Consider the following 17,747-nt stretch of genomic DNA (forward strand, 5'->3'; position numbering starts at 1 on the left):
CGTCTCTTTTCAGAACGTCTCGGAGTCGTGTGTGGAGACGACGCCGCTCCGTTCGAGGCCGTAGTGGCCAGCGACCTGCACGAGCACGGCTGCGATGATGCCGTTGAGCGCCGCGATGCCGGGAATCAGCTGTGGCGCATCGACGCCGGGGATGACCGCTCCCGCGGTGAGCGCCGCGACGACACAGCCGACGACGTACGCGACCACCGGGACGGCCCGGACGCTCGCGAAGTCGACCTCCTCCATCCGCGGGATGTCGAGGCGCCAGCAGAGCAGGAGGTCGGCGATGAGGACGCCACCGAGCGGCGGGACGTACTGGCCGAGCGTGGCGAGCCACGGGACCAGCATCCCATCGACGCCGAACAGCGCGAGCGCGATACCGATAGCGCCACCAGCCAGCACGAACGGGCGCTTGCGGTCGAACTCGAAGGCCTCGCTACCCGCGACGCCGAACGCGTACGCCGCGTTGTCGTTGGTCGTCCAGATGTTGAGGATGAGCGCGAGGAGCCCCACTGCGGCGAGCCCCTGGACGGCGAGCACCTCGTAGAGGTCCCCGCCGGTGTCGACGTACACCGCGCCGCCGACGGCGCCGCTGATGAACAGGAAGCTGTTGCCCGCGAGGAACGCGATGAGCCCCGCCCAGAAGCCGATCCGTCGGGACTCGGCGAATCGGGCCCAGTTGGGCGCCTGCGTGCCACCCGAGATGAAGGTGCCGACGACGATGGTGACGGCGGCGCCGAACGTCATCGAACCGGCGGACCCTGTCGTCTCCATCAGTCCCCCGAGGCCACCGGTGTCCTGGAGCGCGATGCCGATGGAGACCAGGCCGACGACCAGGAGGATGGGGACGGCGACGAGGGAGAGCTTCTCCATGCCCTCGTAGCCGAAGTAGGCCGTCGCAAGGTGGAACACGCCCCAGAGGAGGATGAGCGCGGACACCCACGTGGGCGTGTTGACGCCGAAGAACTTCGCTGTCGGGATGGCGACGAGTGGGATAGTGACGCCGAACCAGCCGATCTGCGTCCCGCCCAGCAGGAGGTCGGCCCACTTCGCGCCGAGTCGGCCGAAGGTGTACCGCGAGAGCAGTACCGTCGTGAGCCCCGTCTGCGCGCCGATGGCACAGAGTGTGGCCACGTAGAGACCGAGGATGATGCTCCCGACAGCGAGGGCGGTGAGCATCGAGCCGAAGCCGAGCGCCGCACCCACTTCGGCGCCCGACCACAGGGTGCCGGCGAAGAAGACGAAACCGAGGAGCACCGCGGAGATGCTCAATAGACTCCGACGTTCGTTCTCTGGCACGTGGTCTGTCGGCCAGTCTGGGTCCGGCAGGTTCTCCTTCCCGAATATCACGGTTCGAATCCAGCTCTGGTCTGTTCCGGATGCCATGGTGACGAGTGGTAACTACACCCAGGGCACTTTACTGTTTCTTTGCCACCCAGCGACAGCCATTTACTCCACGAACGTGAGGTGAACTCGATGGCAGACCACATCGTTACCGACGCACGAACGCTGGACGGCACGCGCGTGGACGTGGCGGTACGCGACGGCGTCGTCGAACGCGTCGTCCCGGCGGGCGAGGGCGACCCCGGGGCGTTCGACCCGGCCGACCACACGGACGCCGACGGCGGCCTCGTGACGCCGCCGCTCATCGAACCGCACCTCCACCTCGACGCCACGCTGACGGCGGGCGACCCCTCTTGGAACGACTCGGGGACGCTGGCTGAGGGCATCGAGACGTGGGCCGAGTACAAGCAGGACCTCGACTACGACGACGTCCAGGAGCGCGCCACGCAGACAGTGGAGTGGCTCGCGGCCCACGGCGTCACGAGAGTCCGCACGCACGCCGACACCACCGAGGAGTCGCTCACCGCCGTCGAAGCACTCCTCGATCTCCGCGAGGAAGTCGACGACCTGGTGGACCTCCAGGTGGTCGCGTTCCCGCAGGACGGCGTCTACACCGCCGACCACCACGAGGACCTGCTCGTCGAGGCCCTGGAGATGGGCGTCGACGTGGTCGGCGGCATCCCGCACAACGAACACACCCGCGAGGACGGCGTGCGGGACGTCCAGACAGCGTTCGACCTCGCGGAGCGCTTCGACCGCCGCATCGACCTGCACATCGACGAGACGGACGACCCCGGGTCGCGGTTCACCGAGGTGCTGGCGAGCGAGGCCATCAAGCGCGACATGGGCGACCGAACCACCGCCAGCCACACGACCGCGCTCCACTCCTACCCGAACGCCTACGCCGGGAAGGTCGTCTCACTGCTCGCGGAGTCCGGCGCTACCGTGATTACCAACCCGCCGGACAACAGCGTCCTCCAGGGTCGCTACGACGACTACCCGAAGCGCCGCGGCCACACCCGCGTCGACGAACTCCGCGACGCCGGTGTCACCGTCGGCATCGGCCACGACTCCGTGATGGACCCGTGGTACCACTACGGCGTCGGCGACCCGCTGGACGCCGCGTTCGTCCTCCTGCACTACGCCCACATGAGCGGCCGTGGCGACGTCGAACCCATCTGGGAGATGCTCACGCACGCGAACGCCGAAGTGTTCGGTGTCGACTCCTACGGCCTCGAGGAGGGGAACGAGGGTTCGCTCGTCGTCTACAACAGCCCGGACGGCTTCAACGCGCTCCGCACGCAGGCGCCCCGCCGCCTCGTGCTCAAGGACGGCCGACCCATCGCCCGCACCGAACCCGCGACAACGACGGTCAGCCGTGAATCCGGCGACGTCGACGTGGACTTCCACCGCTGACCGGCGGATAGCCGAACGCCCCACGGCATCCGACTACGCGACCACCGCCGACCGAACCTCGTTCTCCGCGACGACGCTCCCCTCGTGCAGCACGTACCGCGGGGCTACACCCTCCCGCAGTGCGTCCGTCGGCGTCTCGACGCTCGGCGGAAAGACGTTGAACGTGGCGGGAGCGCCCTCCTCGAGGCCGTAGTCGACGTCCATCACGCGGGCGGCGTTCGCGCCGACCATCTCCCACGCGACGCGGCGCTCCGCGGGCGTCTGGAGGTGCGCGGCGTGCGCGGTGAGCAGCGCCGTCTCGAGCATGCTCGCGCGGCCGTAGGGGTAGAAGCCGTCCCGGATGCAGTCCTGGCCCGCGGCGACCGTGAGGCCCGCCTCGCGGAGTTCGTCCACGCGGGTGATGCCGCGGCGCTTCGGGTGTCCGTCGTGACGGCCCTGCAGCAGCAGGTTCGTCGGCGGGTTCGTCACCATATTCACGCCGGCCTCGGCGAGCAGGTCGACGACGCGAGCGGCGTGCGCGTCGTCGTAGGCGGCCAGCGCGCACGTGTGGCCGGCGGTCACGTCCTCGACGCCGCGGTCGATCGCTTCCGCGGCGAGGTACTCCAGCGAGCGCGCGGTCGGGTCGTCCGTCTCGTCGACGTGCATGTCCACCGGAACGCCGTACTCGGTGGCGATGTCGAGGCAGGCGTCGACGTGCTCGCGAGTGTCGGCGTCGCTGCGTTCGTTGGCCGGCATGCCACCGACGGCGTCGGCGCCCTCCTCGAGCGCGTCTGCGAGCAGTTCCGCCGTGCCGGGGTCCTGGACTACTCCCTCCTGTGGGAACGCGACCACCTGCACGTCGACGACGTCCGCCCACGCCTCCCGGGCCTCGACGACGCCGCGGAGTGGCGTCAGTCCGCCGATGGTGTCGACGTCGACGTGCGTGCGGATGCGGGTACAGCCGTTCCGGACGTGGGCCTCGATGGCGCGCCCGGCGCGCTCGCGGACGTCTTCGACGGTGTACTCGCGCTTCCTGTCGTGGATGTTCGCGATAGCCTCGCCGAGGGTCCCGCTCTCGTTGTCGGGGAGTTCGTCGGCGATGTACGCCTTGTCGAGGTGGACGTGGCAGTCGACGAACCCCGGCGCGAGCAGGCCACCCTCTGCAGCTAGTTCGCGTGCTGCGTCGGCGCCCGTGGCGTCGAGAGCGGCGATGGCGTGCCCGTCGACGGCGACGTCCGCCGTTCGGCCGTCCGGCAGTCGAGCGTTCCTGAGGAGGAGGTCGTGTGCCATAGACACTCATGGACGAGCGGTTCCTTAACTGCTCGCCGACTGCGACTCCTTGGGACGGGTTAGCAAAACGCTTAATAGCAGCCTGGAGCGTATTTCACAATCGTCCGACCGGATTACCGGATATCCACGTGAGATACATGTGCAGGTATCGTTCACCCCCTGACGAGAGAGGCGCCCCGCACGCCGGAGGTCGCACGCCATGAAGCCGGCGACCTTCGAGTACCACCGACCGTCGTCCGTCTCGGAGGCCACGGAGTTGCTGGCGGACCTCGGCCACGACGCCGAACTGCTCGCCGGCAACCAGAGCCTCGGCATCATCATGGCCAACCGACTCGCCACCCCCGACCACCTCGTCGACCTCGACCGCGTCGACGAGCTGTCCGGGGTCTCCATCGGCGACGACGAGGTCGAGGTTGGCGCGATGACGACCCACCGCGACCTGGAGTTCGCTGACGACCTCCGGGACGTGCTCCCGATGGTCCCCCAGGCCGCCGAGCAGATCGCCGGCCCGAGCGTCCGTAACCGGGGGACCCTCGGCGGGAGCGTCGCCGAGGCCGACCCCGCCGGCAACTACCCCGCCGCGCTGGTCGCGCTCGACGCCGACCTCCACGTCGTCTCCGAGGACGACGGCGAGCGCACCGTGCCCGCCCGCGAGTTCTTCATCGCGTACATGTTCACCGACCTCGGCCCGGACGAACTCGTCACTGGCGCGACCGTCTCCCGGGAGCCGTTCCCGGTCGAGCGGACGGGCATGGCCTTCGAGACGCTCAAGCGGGCCGCCCAGACGTTCCCGACCGTGAGCGCGGCGACGGCGGTCCGCGTGGACGACCCGGACGCGGCGGACCCGGAGATCGAGGAGGCGCGCGTCGCGCTGGCGAACGTCGCGGACGTCCCGCTCCACGTCCCCGACGCAGAGGCGGCCGTCGAGGGGACGACGCTCGACGAGGACGCACTCGACGAGGCCGAAGCGGCCGCCAACGAGGCCGCCGACCCCTCCCCCGAGATGCACGCAGACGAGGAGTGGAAGGTCGAACTGGCCGGCGAATACACCCGTCGTTCCCTGCAGGCAGCATACAAACGAGCTATCAATGATTGAGTTCTCAGGCGAATTCGAGTCGGAGCACGAACCGGAAGAACTGTGGAAGTACTTCACCGACCCCGACATCCTGGCGCAGTGCGCGCCGGGCTGTGACCACATCGAACAGCACTCGGAGTCGGAGCTGTCGGCGACCGTCGCCGTCGGCGTCGGCAGCGTCAAGCCGACGTTCGACGTGGACATGACCGTCGTGGAGGCCGACGCACCGAACCGCCTCGTGATGCACGCGGGCGGCGACGCGTCGCGGAACTCCTTCGAGACGGTCGCGGAGATGGACCTCCTCGAGAACGAGGACGGCGGCACCACGGCGACGTGGAACGCCGAGACGAACGTCTCTGGGCTCATCGCGAGCCTCGGCCAGCGCGCACTCGGCAGCGTCGCCGAGCGCCTCGTCAACAACTTCTTCGACGACCTCGAGGAACTCGCGGACGAGGGCGTCCCCGCGGAGTCGAAGATCAGCGCGAAGCCGGACGCGACGGCGAGCCTGGACGAGTAACGCGGCCTCCTTCTCCGTTCTCCTACTTCGACAGCGACCGCTGCACTTCGGTGAGAAGAGAGCGCCGAGCGGTTACTCGCCGTCGCGGAGGCGCTTCCGGACGCGGTGGGGCGTCATCGGGATCTGGTCGGCGACGATCCCCTGGTCGGCCAGCGCGGCGTTGATGGAGGAGGCGATGGCCGCGGGGCCGTCGATCATGCCGCCCTCGCCGGTGCCCTTCGCGCCGGTGGCGGTGAACGGCGACGGCGTCTCGGAGTGCTCCAGTTCGACGTCGGGCATGTTCTTCGTCGACGGGAGGAGGTACTCGAACATGGTGATGGCCTGTGGCTGGCCCTCGTCGTCGTACTCGAACTCCTCCATGAGCGCCGCGCCGAGGCCCTGCGCGAGACCGCCGTGGGCCTGGCCGTCGACGATGGTGGGGTTGAGGCGGGTGCCACAGTCCCGCAGCGAGTAGAACTTCAGGATGTCGACCTCGCCGGTGTCAGTGTCGACCTCCACGATGGGCGCGTTCGCGGCGAACGCGGCCGTCGGGTAGACCGGGAACTTCCGGGTGAGCGCCTCGTCGAACTCGGGGAGGCTCGTCGTCGGGTGCTCGTAGTCGTAGCTGACCCGCGTGAGGCGTTCGTTCTTCTGGCCCGAGTCGAGTTCCGCGAGTTCCGCGAGCGTGAGTCGTTCGGAGCCGTCCGCGCGTTCGACGCCGCCGTCGCGGTAGACCACGTCGTCGACGTCGCAGCCGAACTCGCGCTGCGCGGCGAGCTTCCGGCAGTTCTCGCGGAGCTTCTGGGCGGCGCCCTCGGTGGCGCCCGACAGCATCACGGCCATCCGGGAGGCCGCGGTGCCGTACTCCGTCGGTGCCGTCACGCTGTCGAGGTAGCCGACCTCGATGTCGCTCGGGAGCACGCCGAGGCCGTCGGCGAGCAACTGGGTGACGAGCGTCTGGTGGCCCTGCCCGGAGGTGTCCGTCGCGAGGTACGACTGGACGGTGCCGTCCTCCATCAGTTCGATGCGGAAGTGCTCGGGGAGTTCGGAGACGTCCTCGCGGTCGCGGGCCTCGAGGGCGTCCTTGTCCGTGCGCTGGCGGTCCGTCCAGTCGGAGCCGGAGACGCCGGGTTCGATGTGGACGGTGGGGCTGTAGCCGCGGTACTTCCCCTCCTCGCGCTTCTGCTCGACGACGTCGGGGTCGAGCAGGCCGCCCTCGCAGACCTCTCGCTCCTCGACGATCTCCTCGATGCGGTCGAGTGCCGCCGGGAAGTCCCCGGAGTCGTAGATGTTGTGTGTCGGGAGGCGGAACGGCATGTCGTCGGGCTGGATGAGGTTCAGCCGCCGGAGGTCCGTGGCTTCCACGCCGAGTTCGCGGGCCGCCTCGTCGACGACCATCTCCAGGGCGTGGAGGTGTGGCGGCACGCCGAAGCCGCGGTAGGCGGTCTGGGCTGTCTTGTTCGTCAGCGCGATCTCGTAGTCGTAGCGGACGTTCTCGATGTCGTAGGCGTTCGTGACGACCGACAGCGGCTTCAGCGCCTGATTGACGGGATAGTGCGGGAACGCGCCGAAGTCGTCGACGAACCACGTGTCCAGGCCGCGGATGGTGCCGTCGTCGTCGTACGCGAGGCGCACGCGGTAGTCGCGGTCGGAGGAGTGCATGTCCCCGCCCTGGAGGTTCTCGATGCGGTCCTCGACGAACTTCACGGGCCGCCCGTCGAGCTGCTGGGACGCCATCGCGGCGAGCGTGCAGTAGCGGTGGATCGCGATCTTCGTCCCGAAGCTCCCACCGACGTCCGGTGGAACCTCCAGGTTCACCTTCTCCGGCGGGTAGCCCAGCGGCTCGTAGATGGTGTCGTCGACGAGCGTGTGGAGCTGGATGTTGCAGTCGATGTCGAAGGCGTCGTGGTCGGGGTCGTACGTCGCGACGACGCCAGCGGTCTCGAGTGGGACACCGGAGATGCGGCCCCACGAGTACTCCCGCTCGATGACGTTGTCAGCCTCCTCGAAGGCGCCCTCGACGTCGCCGAAGTCCAGCGTCTCGCTGTCGGCGACGTTCGAGCCGAAGTGCTCGTGGACGAGCGTCTCGTCCTCGCGGGCATCCAGCGGGTCGACCACGGGGTCGAGCTGGTCGTACTCGATGTCGACGAGGTCGACGATGTCCTCGGCGGCGTAGCGGTCTTTCGCGACGACTGCGACGACGGGTTCACCGACGAACCGGACCTTGTCGTCGGCCAGCGACCACTCCTCGAACCCCTTCAGACCGCAGGGCATCGGCTCGTACTCCTCTTTCAGCGTGTCGACGGTGAGCGCGAGCAGGCAGTCCGGATGGTCCTCTGCGGCGCTCGTGTCCACGTCCTCGACGTGCGCGTGTGGGTGGACGCTGCGGACGAGCGCCATGTGGACGGTGTTCTCCGGTTCGATGTCGTGGATGTACTCGGCCTCGCCGGTGAGGATGCGGTGGTCCTCGACGCGTTCGAGGCCCGACCCGACGAACGACTCCCGCTCGACGTGCGTGTCCGTCTCGGTTCCCGGTTCGGTCGGTGACTCGGCGCCGGACATCTACTCGCCACCTCCGGTGCGGTCCGACAGGTCGTCGCTAGGGGCCTCCATCAGTTCGTCGGCCGCCCGGTCGACCGCCTTGTAGATGTTCTGGTAGCCCGTGCAGCGACAGATGTTGTCCGCCAGTCCCTCCTTGACTTCGCCCTTGTCGGGGTCGGGGTTGCGGTCGAGGAGTTCCTTCGTCGCCATCACGAACCCACTGGTGCAGAAGCCACACTGGAGGGCGTGCTCCTGGTGGTAGGCCTCCTGGATGGGGTGGAGTTCGCCGTCGGTCGCCAGCCCCTCGACGGTCGTCACCTCGGCGCCGTCGACCTGGACGGCGTAGGTGAGACAGCTCTTCGTGCTCTTCCCGTCGACGAGTACCGTACAGGCGCCGCAGACGCCGTGCTCGCAGCCGACGCGCACGCCGCGCTGCCCGCACTCGCGACGGAGAAAGTCCGAGAGCTTCAGGCGGGGCTCCACGGTCGTCGATATGGTCTCACCGTTCACCGAGAGCGTGAGCTCCTCGGTGGGACGGTCGAGACTCTGTGAACTGCTCTCACTGCTCATGTACACCACAAGAAGGAACGGCCGCTCATTATAGTTTCGTTGAGAACGGGAGCGGACCGCCGGGCGGCGAACGGATTCGGGGAGCGAACGACCCCCGTTCGCTCGCAGTCAGGTCACGAACCCGGCGATGGTCGAGCGCTCACGGCGTCGGGTCGGTGCGCGGGTGGATGGGACCGGACTGCTCGCGGAGTCGCCCGCCCGCGGCGTCGTTCGCGACGGCCAGCGCCTCCGCGACGACGCTCAGTGCGATGCCCGTCGGACTGCCGTCGCCGAGGTCGAGGCCGACCGGCGTCGACACGCGGTCGAGTTCCCCGGGCGTGAACGTCGTCCCCTCCTCGGCGACCGCGTCCCGGATCTCCTCGAAGCGTTCCCGCGGCCCCATCAGTCCGACGTACGGCACCTCGGTCTCCCGGAGCAACGTCTCGAGGACCAGCTGGTCGTCGATGAGGTTGTGCGACATCAGGACCGCGTACGTGCGCTCGGGCGCCTCGACGACCTCGTCGACGTCGCTCGGGTGCGTGCCGACGACGCGGTGGGCGTGCGGGAACGCGTCCTCGCTGGCGCGCGCGCCGCGCGCGGACGCCACGGTCACCCTGAAGCCGGCCTCCGCGCCGAACCGCGCGACCGCGTGGACGTCGTTCTGCGCGCCGAACAGCAGGAGGTCGGGCGCGGGTTCGACGCCGTCGACGAACACGCGCAGGTCGCCGGCCGCCCGCTCGACGGTCACGGCGCCGCTCGACCCGGACTCCCGGGCGTCCGCCGAGGCGTCGCGCAGTTCGTTGAGGACGTCCGCGGGGAGTCCCGGTCGGTCGTCGCCAGTTCGCGGCCCGTCTGCGGTGACGACGGTGCGCGCGCCCACGGGAACCGTCTCGTCGTCGCTCTCGACGACGGTCAGCACGGTCGCCGGTTCGCGGTCGGCGAGCGCCGCCAGCAGCGGGTCGTAGGAGTCGTCCAGCGGTTCGACGAGAACGTCGATGATGCCGTTGCAGCCGAGGCCGAGGCCCCACTCGTCGTCGTCCATCAGGTCGAACGTCTCCACGGCCGAGGCCGCGGTCTGTCGGGCGTCGGCGGCGAGTTCGGCGACCGGTCCCTCAAGGCAGCCGGCGGTGATGGCGCCGAGCGCGTCGTCGTCGTCAGGCGCGAGCAGTTTCGCACCGGGGCGGCGGTAGGCCGACCCCTCGACGTCGACGACCGTCGCGACGGCGGCCGTCGCGTCGGCGTCCCGGAGGCTCCGGAGTCGGTCGTGGAGGTCGCGGTCGGTCACGCTCCACGGGTCGTCGGAATCCATGTGAACGCCTTTCACCCGCGCACACTTAGACGTATCCACGAATCCGCCCGGACGTAACCACTCGTAGTTTCGGTCAGTCGGCCGGGTGGCTGGTTTCGGTCACGAGAGTACCCCCGGTACTCAGTCGTCGAGCGTCACCGCGGGGGCGCCGCCGATCGCGCTCCGCCAGAGCACCCAGATGCCGACGACGGTGGCGCTCATCGCGGCGAACCCCGTCGCGTACGTCGCCGTCGCGGCCACCAGTTCGCCGACGAGCCACGGGTAAGCGAGCGCGCCTGCGTTGCCGACGGCGAGCATCACGACCAGCGTCACCCCGGCGTCGTCCGCGAGGTTCGAGAACGCGAGCGCGAACAGCGGCCCGAACGGCACGCTGAACCCGAAGCCGGTGCCCGCGACGCCCACGACGAGCAGCGCCGGGACGCCGTAGTGGACGCCCGCGGCCATCCCCGCGAGGGCAGCGGCGAGACCGAGCAGCGACCAGCGGACGACCGCAGGCTCGCCCAGGCGGGCAGCCAGCAGGCCGCCGAGGGCGCGACCGACGACGGTGGTCGCCGCGAACGCGAGCAGCGTGGCGGTGGCAGGCACCCCCGCGACGCCCTCCAGGGCGTCGACGTACCAAGTCGTCGCCACGATGAGGAAGCCGAACGTCGCCATGTTGCCGAGGCCGAGCGCGAGCCCGACCCGGGAGCGGAGCGGCGCGAGGTAGGCGCGCACGGGGACGAGCGGTTCGCTCTGCCCCCTGTCGAGGAACGGTGCGCCGGCGGCACCGACAGCGACGACGACGGCGACGACGAGCATCGACGCCGGGACGCCGACTGCGTCGAACGTCGTCGGGGCGACGGCCAGCGCGACCGCCAGCCCCAGCGTGAACAGCGCGCCGAGCAGTCCCTGCGCGGTCGCCACGAGGTCCCCGGGCGTCCGCCGTCCGACGTGTTTCATCGCGCCGACGAACGCCGCACCCTGGCCGAGACCGAGCAGTCCGCGAGCTACGAGCGTGGTGCCGACGGTGCCGACGGAAGACAGTGCGACGGCGGCGGCGCCGGCGAGCAGGCCAACGGTCGCCACCAGTGCCGAGCGCCGCGTCCGCGTGAGGCGGTCTGCCGGCGCCACGACGACGAGCTGGCCGAGCAGGAACAGCGTCATCCCGAGGCCCGCGACGCCCGGGGCGACGCCCCGTTCGAGGAGTCGTGTGACCGCCGCGCCGTAGCTGCCGACGGCCAGCCCCATGCCGAAGAGACCGACGCCGAGCACTACCAGCGCCCGGTTCGGGAGGCCAGCGGGGAACACAGCCGCCAGCACGCGGCGCGACGAGTCGTCGTTCACGACTCCCGGTGGGTGGCCCCGGTTCAAAACAGTTCGTGCCGCGGCACGAACGTTCATCCCGCAGGGGCGCCGAATTCGGGTATGCCACTCGACTGGGACCTGCAGGAGGCAGTCTGGGAGGAGTTCGAACTGCTCGCGGAGGCCGACCGCGTGCCGACCGGGGAGAACCGCGTGGAGACGGAACTCGTCGAGAACTACCACGGCCGCGGGACCGCCCGCGACTTCGAGTTCGAGTCCGACGAGCCGGCGTCGATGGCCGGCGGGGAGAACCGCGGACCGCGGCCCCTCGAGTACTTCCTCGCCGGGTTCGCGTTCTGCCAGCAGGTCGTCCTGGCGAAACACGCCCTCGCGACGGGGGTCGAGGTGGACGACGTGCGCGTCGAAGTCGAGGGTGACGTCGACCCGCGCGGCGTCCTCGGCATCGGCGACGTCGACTCCGGGTTCGACGGTGGACTCCGGCAGGTCACGCGCGTCGAGAGCCCGGCGACCCCCCACGAGATCCGGGAACTCGTGGCGACCGCCGACGCGAACTGCCCGGCCAGCGCCTCGCTGTCGGTTCCGGTCGACCGCGAACTGTTCCTGAACGGCGAGCGGATCGACGGCTGAGCGCTCCCCGCCTCAGGGTTCGAGAATCGTCATCCCGTGGGTGTCGCCCGTCCGGAGCGCCTCGTGGACGTCGGGCACGTCGTCGAGGCCGACGGTCTGTGTGTACTCCGCGCTCACGCGGTCGTCGGCGAGCAGGCGGGCGGCCCGCACGACCTCGTCCTTCGTCGCGTAGCGGGAGCCGACGACGCTCGCCTCCTTCACGACGAACTCCTTCAGCAGCGGTGCGAACGAGCGCTCGTGGTGGGTCGTGAGCGTCACGACGTCGCCACCGAGCGCGAGTGCGTCCCAGGCGTCCCGGAGCGTGTCGACGTCGCCGACCGTGTCGACAGCGACGGTCGGGCCCTCGCCGTAGGGGGTCGCTGCGCGTGCGCGCTCGACGAAGTCGTCGCCGCGAGCGTCGATGGGTGTCACCGCGTCGCCGGTGACGCGGTCCACGTACGCGAGGCGGTCCTCGTGGACGTCGGCGGCGAGCACGTGCGCGCCGCGGCGGGCGGCGAGTTGCGAGAGGTGGACGCCGATGCGGCCCGCGGCGCCGACCACGAGCACCGTGTCGTCGTCACCGACGCCCGTTCGCTCGCAGACGTGCAGCGGCGTGGCGAGACCGTCGGCGGCCACCGCTCCCTCCGCGAACGTCGCGTCGTCGGGCAGCGGCAGGAGGTTCGACGCCGGAATCGTCGTCGACTCCGCGTACGCCCCGTCGCGCTGGACGCCGAACCAGCCGCCGAAGTTCGTACACTGGTTCGTGTCCCCGCGCCGGCACCGGTCGCAGCGCCCGCAGGTGAGGTAGAAGTACGCGAGCACGCGGTCACCGGTCTCGAATGCCGTGACCCCGGGCCCCGTCTCCGCGACCACGCCCGCGAACTCGTGGCCGGGAACGCGCGGGACGTGGTCGTCGGCGTCGCTGAGTCCGCCCTGGACCGCGTTCTCGATCGTCCGCGTAACGCCGCAGGCACGGACGTCCACGAGCACCTCTCCGGCGTCGGGCGTCGGTCGTTCGACCGCTCTGACGTCGAGTTCGCCGCCCCACTCGTCGAGGATAACAGCGTTCATCGTCGACATACCGCAGTCGTTGCTCGCGGCGGTAGTTAGCTGTTCGGCCGAGCGGGCGTCAGCCGTTGTATCCAGCCGCCTCGAGGCGAAACTTGCCCAAATATTTAAATCATGGGTCGTGGTGGGTACCCCCATGCCAGACGGCAACACAGAGGCAGAACGGAGTAGAGGCAACAGACTCGTCCGGTACGGCATCGAGGACAGACCCGACAACGGCGAGGCGGTCGCGCTGGGCATCCAGCACCTCCTCGCGATGTTCCTCTCGACGGTGGCGCTCCCGCTGGTCATCGCCAGCGCCATCGGCCTCGGGTCCGCCGACATCACCTTCATCGTCCAGATGGCGCTGCTCGTGGCGGGCATCGCCACGCTCGTCCAGGTGTTCCCCATCGGCCCCGTCGGCGCCCGTCTCCCCATCGTGATGGGGACCAGCGCCATCTTCGTGTCGCCGCTCATCGACATCGGGAGCACGTTCGGGCTGGCCACCATCTTCGGCGCCGTCATCATCGCGGCACCCGTCGAAGTGATCATCGGCTACTTCTTCGACGACGTCGAGGACTTCTTCCCGCCGCTGGTCACGGGCATCGTCGTGATGCTCGTCGGCCTCACACTCATCCCCATCGCCATCCAGTACTCCGCGGGTATCCCCGGGACGGACGCCTTCGGTAGCATGGAGAACCTCGGGCTCGCGGCGCTCGTGCTCGTTGTCGCGCTCGTCACCAACCAGTTCTTCGGCGGGTTCATGCGCTCGGCGAGCGTGCTCATCGCCGTCGTCGTCGGCTACCTCGCCGCCATCCCGCTCGGCCTGCTCGACCTCTCGGCGGTCGGCTCGGCCGCGTGGTTCTCGTTCCCGACGCCGCTCAAGTACGGCATCGCGTTCGAACCCAGCGCCATCATCCTGGCCGCGTTCGCGTACATCATCACCTCGATGGAGACCATCGGCGACGTCGCCGGCACCACCGAAGCAGTCGGCCGCGACCCCACCAGTGAGGAGACCAAGGGCGGCCTCGTCGCGGACGGCGTGATGTCGATGTTCGCGGGCGTGTTCAACGCCTTCCCGAACACCTCGTTCAGCCAGAACGTCGGTCTCATCAGCTTCACCGGCATCGCCAGCCGGTTCGTCGTCGGCATCACCGGCGTGTTCCTCATCGTCCTCGGCCTCGTGCCGAAGGTCGCTGCGGTCATCTCCGCGATGCCGAACCCGGTGCTCGGCGGCGCTGCCGTCGTGCTGTTCGGGATGATCTTCTCCATCGGCCTCCGCATCATCACTCGCGGCTCGGAGCTCACGCAGCGCAACCTCACCATCATCGCCACCTCCATCGTCCTCGGCGTCGGCGTCGAGTGGCGTTCCGACGCGCTCGCCCAGCTCCCCGACGACGTCCAGGTGCTGGCGACCTCCGGGCTCATCGTCGGCGGCGTCACCGCACTCGTGCTGAACGCCATCCTCCCCGAGGACGCCGCACCGATGGGCGAGGGCGCGATCGGTGAACCGGTCGCTGGCGAGGACCCCAACGCACGTACCGACGACTGACGGGCCGACCGTCGAAAGAACGAATTCGGTTTTTCGGACGCTACCGCGTTACTCCTCGGTGAACGCGACGACCCGGGAGACGGAGGACTCGCCGCCGCGGAACCGCCACGGGAACGTGCCGATCTGCACGCGCTCGTTGAGCAGCTCCTTGGGCACCTGCGCGTTCTCGACGTGGACGATTCCCTCCGGGAACAGCTCCGTGTGCATGAGCTGGTAGCCCTCGGGCGGGAAGATCTCGTCGAGGTCGTCGACGCCGTGTTTCTCGCGGGCCTCCGCGGCGAGTTCCGGGCGGACGTCGCGGACGACCGTGTTCATCGGGTGGTCCGCGCTCCCGCAGTCGAGGATGAGGTAGTTGAGGTCCATCTCCTTGCACCAGTCGGCGAACTCCTGGTTCGGGCCGGGGTGCTTGCAGAAGAACTTGTGCGGGTCGGCCTCCTCGCGGTGCCACGCGTACTTCTGGTAGCCCGTGTGGATGAAGAGGATGTCGCCCTCCTGGACGTCACAGACGTCCTCGATCATCTCGGAGGTGTAGACGTCGTAGTCGCCCACCTTGTCGGAGATGTCCGCGACGACCGCGTCGCTGACGAGTTCGTCGAGCGGCATGCTCTCGATGTCCCGCCCGTGGGCGATGAAGTGCTTCTCGCCGTCCAGGTGGGTCCCGGTGTGGTTCATGAACTCGATCTTCTGGCCGTTCACTTTCTCGGTGTCCAGTGACTTCTCGTACCAGATCTTCGGGTTGTCGTACGTCGGCCACGCAGGCGTGTCCTGCGACCACGGCTGCGTCAGGTCGTGCATCTCGTATCCGTCGAGCATGGTCAACTCGTCGCGGGACTCCCTCATAAGAATTGGCCATCGGGCAGCGAGCAGGGGGGTCTCGGGAGTGTTACCAAGACTTCGTCCCGCGAGAGGGGCCGTAGAGCGCCGTCAGTCCTCGCCGAACACGCCGGCGTCGGCCAGCGCGTCGATCTCCTCGTCGCTGTAGCCGAGTTCCGCGAACACCTGGCGGTTGTGCTCGCCGAGTTCCGGCGGCGGCGAGCGGAACCCGCTCTCGCTGTGCTCGTAGTTCAGCGGGTGTTCGATGACGGGGATGGTCTTGCCGCGGGCCTCCATCTCGCGGACGACCCCGCGGGCGTCGGTCTGTTCGTTGTGCAGCGCCTCGTCGACGGAGTAGACGGGGCCGGCGGGGATGCCGGCCTCCTCGACGAGGACGTCCATCCACTCCTCGGTGGTGCGCTCGCGGAGGACGCCCTCGAGTTCCGCCTCCAGTTCGTCCATCTGCTCGACGCGGTCGGCGTTCGTCTCGAAGCGCTCGTCGTCGGTGAGTTCCGGCCGCCCGATGGCGTCACAGAACAGCCGCCAGAGCTTCTGGTTGAGGCAGGCGACGTTGATGTGGCCGTCGGCCGTCTCGAACGTCTGGTAGGGTGCGAGTACCGGGTCCTTCGTCCCCATGCGCTGGGGTTCCTCGCCGACGAACGCCTTTCCGGCCTGCTTGGTGAGCCACGGGAGTGTAGCGTCGAGCATTCCGAGTTCGACGTAGTCGCCCTCGCCCGTGCGCTCGCGGCGGTAGAGCGCGGTCACGATGCCGAACGCCGACCACATCGCGGTGATGAGGTCGGTCTGCGGGAGGCCGACCTTCACCGGGCGGCCGTCCGCTTCGCCGGTGACGGACATGATGCCGCTCATCCCCTGGACGAGGAGGTCGTAGCCGGGGCGCTGGCTCCACGGTCCGGTCTGCCCGAACGCGGAGATGGCGCAGTAGACGATCTCGTCGTTGACGCCCCGGATGTCGTCGTAGGCGACGTTGAGTTTCTCTGCGGTGCCGGGGCGGTAGTTCTGGATGAAGACGTCGGCCTCCTCGGCGAGGTCGTACAGCGCCGCCAGCCCCTCCTCGGTCTTGAGGTTCAGTTCGATACTGCGCTTGTCGTAGTTCACCGTCCAGAAGTACGGCGACTCGCCGTCCACGAACGGTGGCCCGGAGTGTCGGTTGTCGTCGCCGACCTCCGGGCGCTCGACTTTGATCACGTCCGCGCCCTGGTTCGCGAGCATCAGCGAGCAGAAACCGCCCGTGACGAACGTGCTCAGGTCGAGCACCGTCACGCCGTCGAGTACGTGTCCGTCTGTAGCCATCACCAGCCACGAGGGGGACTGGCGGCATAAATCATTGCCGTAGCCGGTCGCGGTGACGGGCCAGGACGGACCGCCGCGCGAGGAGAGAGTTGTTCAGTACTGCCGGACGTGAGTTCACCTACCGTGAAACAGCGTAACACCTGAGATACCTCCCGGGACGGCACTTCACGCCCTGGGGACGAGAATCGTTGCCACCAGCCCCAGGATTGCCGTTCGTTATGGTGGGCTTACACCACGATGTGGCGACGATTCGAGACGGTTGTCCGCCGATACTGAACAAAAGTATTACGTAGACGAACACCGTCGGTTCGAGTACACATGACCGACGCGGACACCCCGACGGTGAAATCCGTCGAGACGACGTTCAGGATCATCGAGGCGCTGCACGAACGCGGGGGTGCCGGCGTCACCGAACTCGCGTCCGAACTCTCCGCCCCGAAGAGCACGGTCCACAACCACCTCCAGACCCTCGAACGCAACGAGTACGTCGTCAACGACGAGGGGACGTACCGCGTCGGCAGTCGCTTCCTGGAACTCGGCGCGCACGCCCGCGACCGCCGCGACATCTACGAGGTCGCCCGACCAGAGGTCGACCGCATCGCCGAGGAGACGGGCGAACTGTCGGGCGTCGTCGTCGAGGAACACGGTCGCGGCGTCTTCCTCCACCGCGCGAAGGGCGAGAACGCGGTCCACGTCGACACCTACGCAGGCAAGCGGATCTACCTCCACGGTGCGGCACTCGGGAAGGCCGTCCTCGCCCACCTCCCGGAGGCCCGCGTCGACGACGTCGTCGACCGCCACGGGCTCCCCGCGCTCACCGAGAACACCATCACCGACCGCCAGGTGCTCCGGGAGGAACTCGCGCAGATCCGGGAGACGGGCATCGCCTTCGACGACGAGGAGCGCCTCGACGGCCTCCGGAGCGTCGGCGCCGCCATCACGAGCGAGGACGGCGACGTGCTCGGCGCGGTGAGCGTCGCGGGCCCGACGAGTCGACTCCGGGACGACCGCTTCCGCGAGGAGCTCCCGGCGGTCGTCCGGAGCGCGGTCAACGTCATCGACCTCAACGTGACCTACTCGTGACGATTACAGGCATACGCCCGTAATTCGTTCG

15 protein-coding genes are annotated in these 17,747 nt (G+C 68.9%); 6 read left to right on the plus strand and 9 right to left on the minus strand.

Annotation, left to right across the window (positions count from 1 at the left end):
• Window positions 1-9: 9 nt before the first annotated feature.
• Window positions 10-1,386 carry a cytosine permease gene (codB, locus tag LT965_RS01450; protein WP_232702239.1) on the minus strand — a complete coding sequence of 459 codons (1,377 nt, stop codon included), beginning with the start codon at window positions 1,384-1,386 and terminating at the stop codon, window positions 10-12.
• Between the two features lie 90 nt (window positions 1,387-1,476).
• On the opposite strand from codB, the gene LT965_RS01455 reads away from it, so the two are divergent.
• Window positions 1,477-2,760, plus strand: a complete 1,284-nt coding sequence (locus tag LT965_RS01455) for a cytosine deaminase (RefSeq protein ID WP_232702240.1) — start codon at window positions 1,477-1,479, stop codon at window positions 2,758-2,760.
• 33 nt (window positions 2,761-2,793) lie between these two features.
• Here LT965_RS01455 and LT965_RS01460 read toward each other — a convergent pair whose 3' ends face one another.
• A complete protein-coding gene (locus tag LT965_RS01460) occupies window positions 2,794-4,029 on the minus strand; it encodes an amidohydrolase family protein (protein WP_232702241.1) in 1,236 nt (411 codons plus the stop codon).
• A gap of 199 nt (window positions 4,030-4,228) precedes the next feature.
• On the opposite strand from LT965_RS01460, the gene LT965_RS01465 reads away from it, so the two are divergent.
• Both LT965_RS01465 and LT965_RS01470 read left to right on the plus strand, forming a co-directional pair.
• Window positions 4,229-5,125, plus strand: a complete 897-nt coding sequence (locus LT965_RS01465) for an FAD binding domain-containing protein (RefSeq protein WP_232702242.1) — start codon at window positions 4,229-4,231, stop codon at window positions 5,123-5,125.
• Complete coding sequence (locus LT965_RS01470) at window positions 5,118-5,621, plus strand: SRPBCC family protein (protein ID WP_232702243.1); 504 nt, start codon at window positions 5,118-5,120, stop codon at window positions 5,619-5,621. Before LT965_RS01465 ends, LT965_RS01470 begins: the two co-directional genes overlap by 8 nt.
• 72 nt (window positions 5,622-5,693) lie before the next feature.
• On the opposite strand, the gene LT965_RS01475 is transcribed toward LT965_RS01470, so the two are convergent.
• The 4 genes from LT965_RS01475 to LT965_RS01490 all read right to left on the minus strand — a co-directional run bounded on the left by LT965_RS01475 (window position 5,694) and on the right by LT965_RS01490 (window position 11,322).
• Window positions 5,694-8,162, minus strand: a complete 2,469-nt coding sequence (locus LT965_RS01475; RefSeq protein WP_232702244.1) for a xanthine dehydrogenase family protein molybdopterin-binding subunit — start codon at window positions 8,160-8,162, stop codon at window positions 5,694-5,696.
• A complete protein-coding gene (locus LT965_RS01480) occupies window positions 8,163-8,711 on the minus strand; it encodes a (2Fe-2S)-binding protein (RefSeq protein WP_232702245.1) in 549 nt (182 codons plus the stop codon).
• 139 nt (window positions 8,712-8,850) lie between these two features.
• On the minus strand, window positions 8,851-9,999 hold the full coding sequence (locus tag LT965_RS01485; RefSeq protein WP_232702246.1) for an XdhC family protein: 1,149 nt from the start codon (window positions 9,997-9,999) through the stop codon (window positions 8,851-8,853).
• 120 nt (window positions 10,000-10,119) lie between these two features.
• Window positions 10,120-11,322 (minus strand): MFS transporter, encoded by a 1,203-nt coding sequence (locus LT965_RS01490; protein ID WP_232702247.1) that lies wholly within the window; start codon window positions 11,320-11,322, stop codon window positions 10,120-10,122.
• 81 nt (window positions 11,323-11,403) lie between these two features.
• Between LT965_RS01490 and LT965_RS01495 the strand changes: the two genes are divergently transcribed.
• On the plus strand, window positions 11,404-11,928 hold the full coding sequence (locus LT965_RS01495; RefSeq protein WP_232702248.1) for an OsmC-related (seleno)protein: 525 nt from the start codon (window positions 11,404-11,406) through the stop codon (window positions 11,926-11,928).
• A 12-nt stretch (window positions 11,929-11,940) separates the two neighbouring features.
• Here LT965_RS01495 and LT965_RS01500 read toward each other — a convergent pair whose 3' ends face one another.
• Window positions 11,941-12,987, minus strand: a complete 1,047-nt coding sequence (locus tag LT965_RS01500; protein ID WP_232702249.1) for an alcohol dehydrogenase catalytic domain-containing protein — start codon at window positions 12,985-12,987, stop codon at window positions 11,941-11,943.
• 124 nt (window positions 12,988-13,111) lie between these two features.
• On the opposite strand from LT965_RS01500, the gene LT965_RS01505 reads away from it, so the two are divergent.
• Complete coding sequence (locus tag LT965_RS01505; protein WP_232702250.1) at window positions 13,112-14,506, plus strand: uracil-xanthine permease family protein; 1,395 nt, start codon at window positions 13,112-13,114, stop codon at window positions 14,504-14,506.
• 48 nt (window positions 14,507-14,554) lie between these two features.
• Here the strand turns inward: LT965_RS01505 and LT965_RS01510 are convergent, their stop codons facing one another.
• Together LT965_RS01510 and LT965_RS01515 are read right to left on the minus strand one after the other, a co-directional pair.
• The gene (locus tag LT965_RS01510) at window positions 14,555-15,319 is read right to left on the minus strand and encodes a cyclase family protein (RefSeq protein WP_232702251.1); all 765 of its coding nucleotides are present in this window, start codon (window positions 15,317-15,319) and stop codon (window positions 14,555-14,557) included.
• A 111-nt stretch (window positions 15,320-15,430) separates the two neighbouring features.
• Window positions 15,431-16,633 (minus strand): CaiB/BaiF CoA transferase family protein, encoded by a 1,203-nt coding sequence (locus tag LT965_RS01515; RefSeq protein WP_232702252.1) that lies wholly within the window; start codon window positions 16,631-16,633, stop codon window positions 15,431-15,433.
• A gap of 318 nt (window positions 16,634-16,951) precedes the next feature.
• On the opposite strand from LT965_RS01515, the gene LT965_RS01520 reads away from it, so the two are divergent.
• Window positions 16,952-17,716, plus strand: a complete 765-nt coding sequence (locus tag LT965_RS01520; RefSeq protein ID WP_232702253.1) for an IclR family transcriptional regulator — start codon at window positions 16,952-16,954, stop codon at window positions 17,714-17,716.
• The last annotated feature ends 31 nt before the right edge of the window (window positions 17,717-17,747 follow it).

It is taken from the genome of Halobacterium wangiae, assembly GCF_021249345.1.
Lineage (GTDB): Archaea > Halobacteriota > Halobacteria > Halobacteriales > Halobacteriaceae > Halobacterium > Halobacterium wangiae.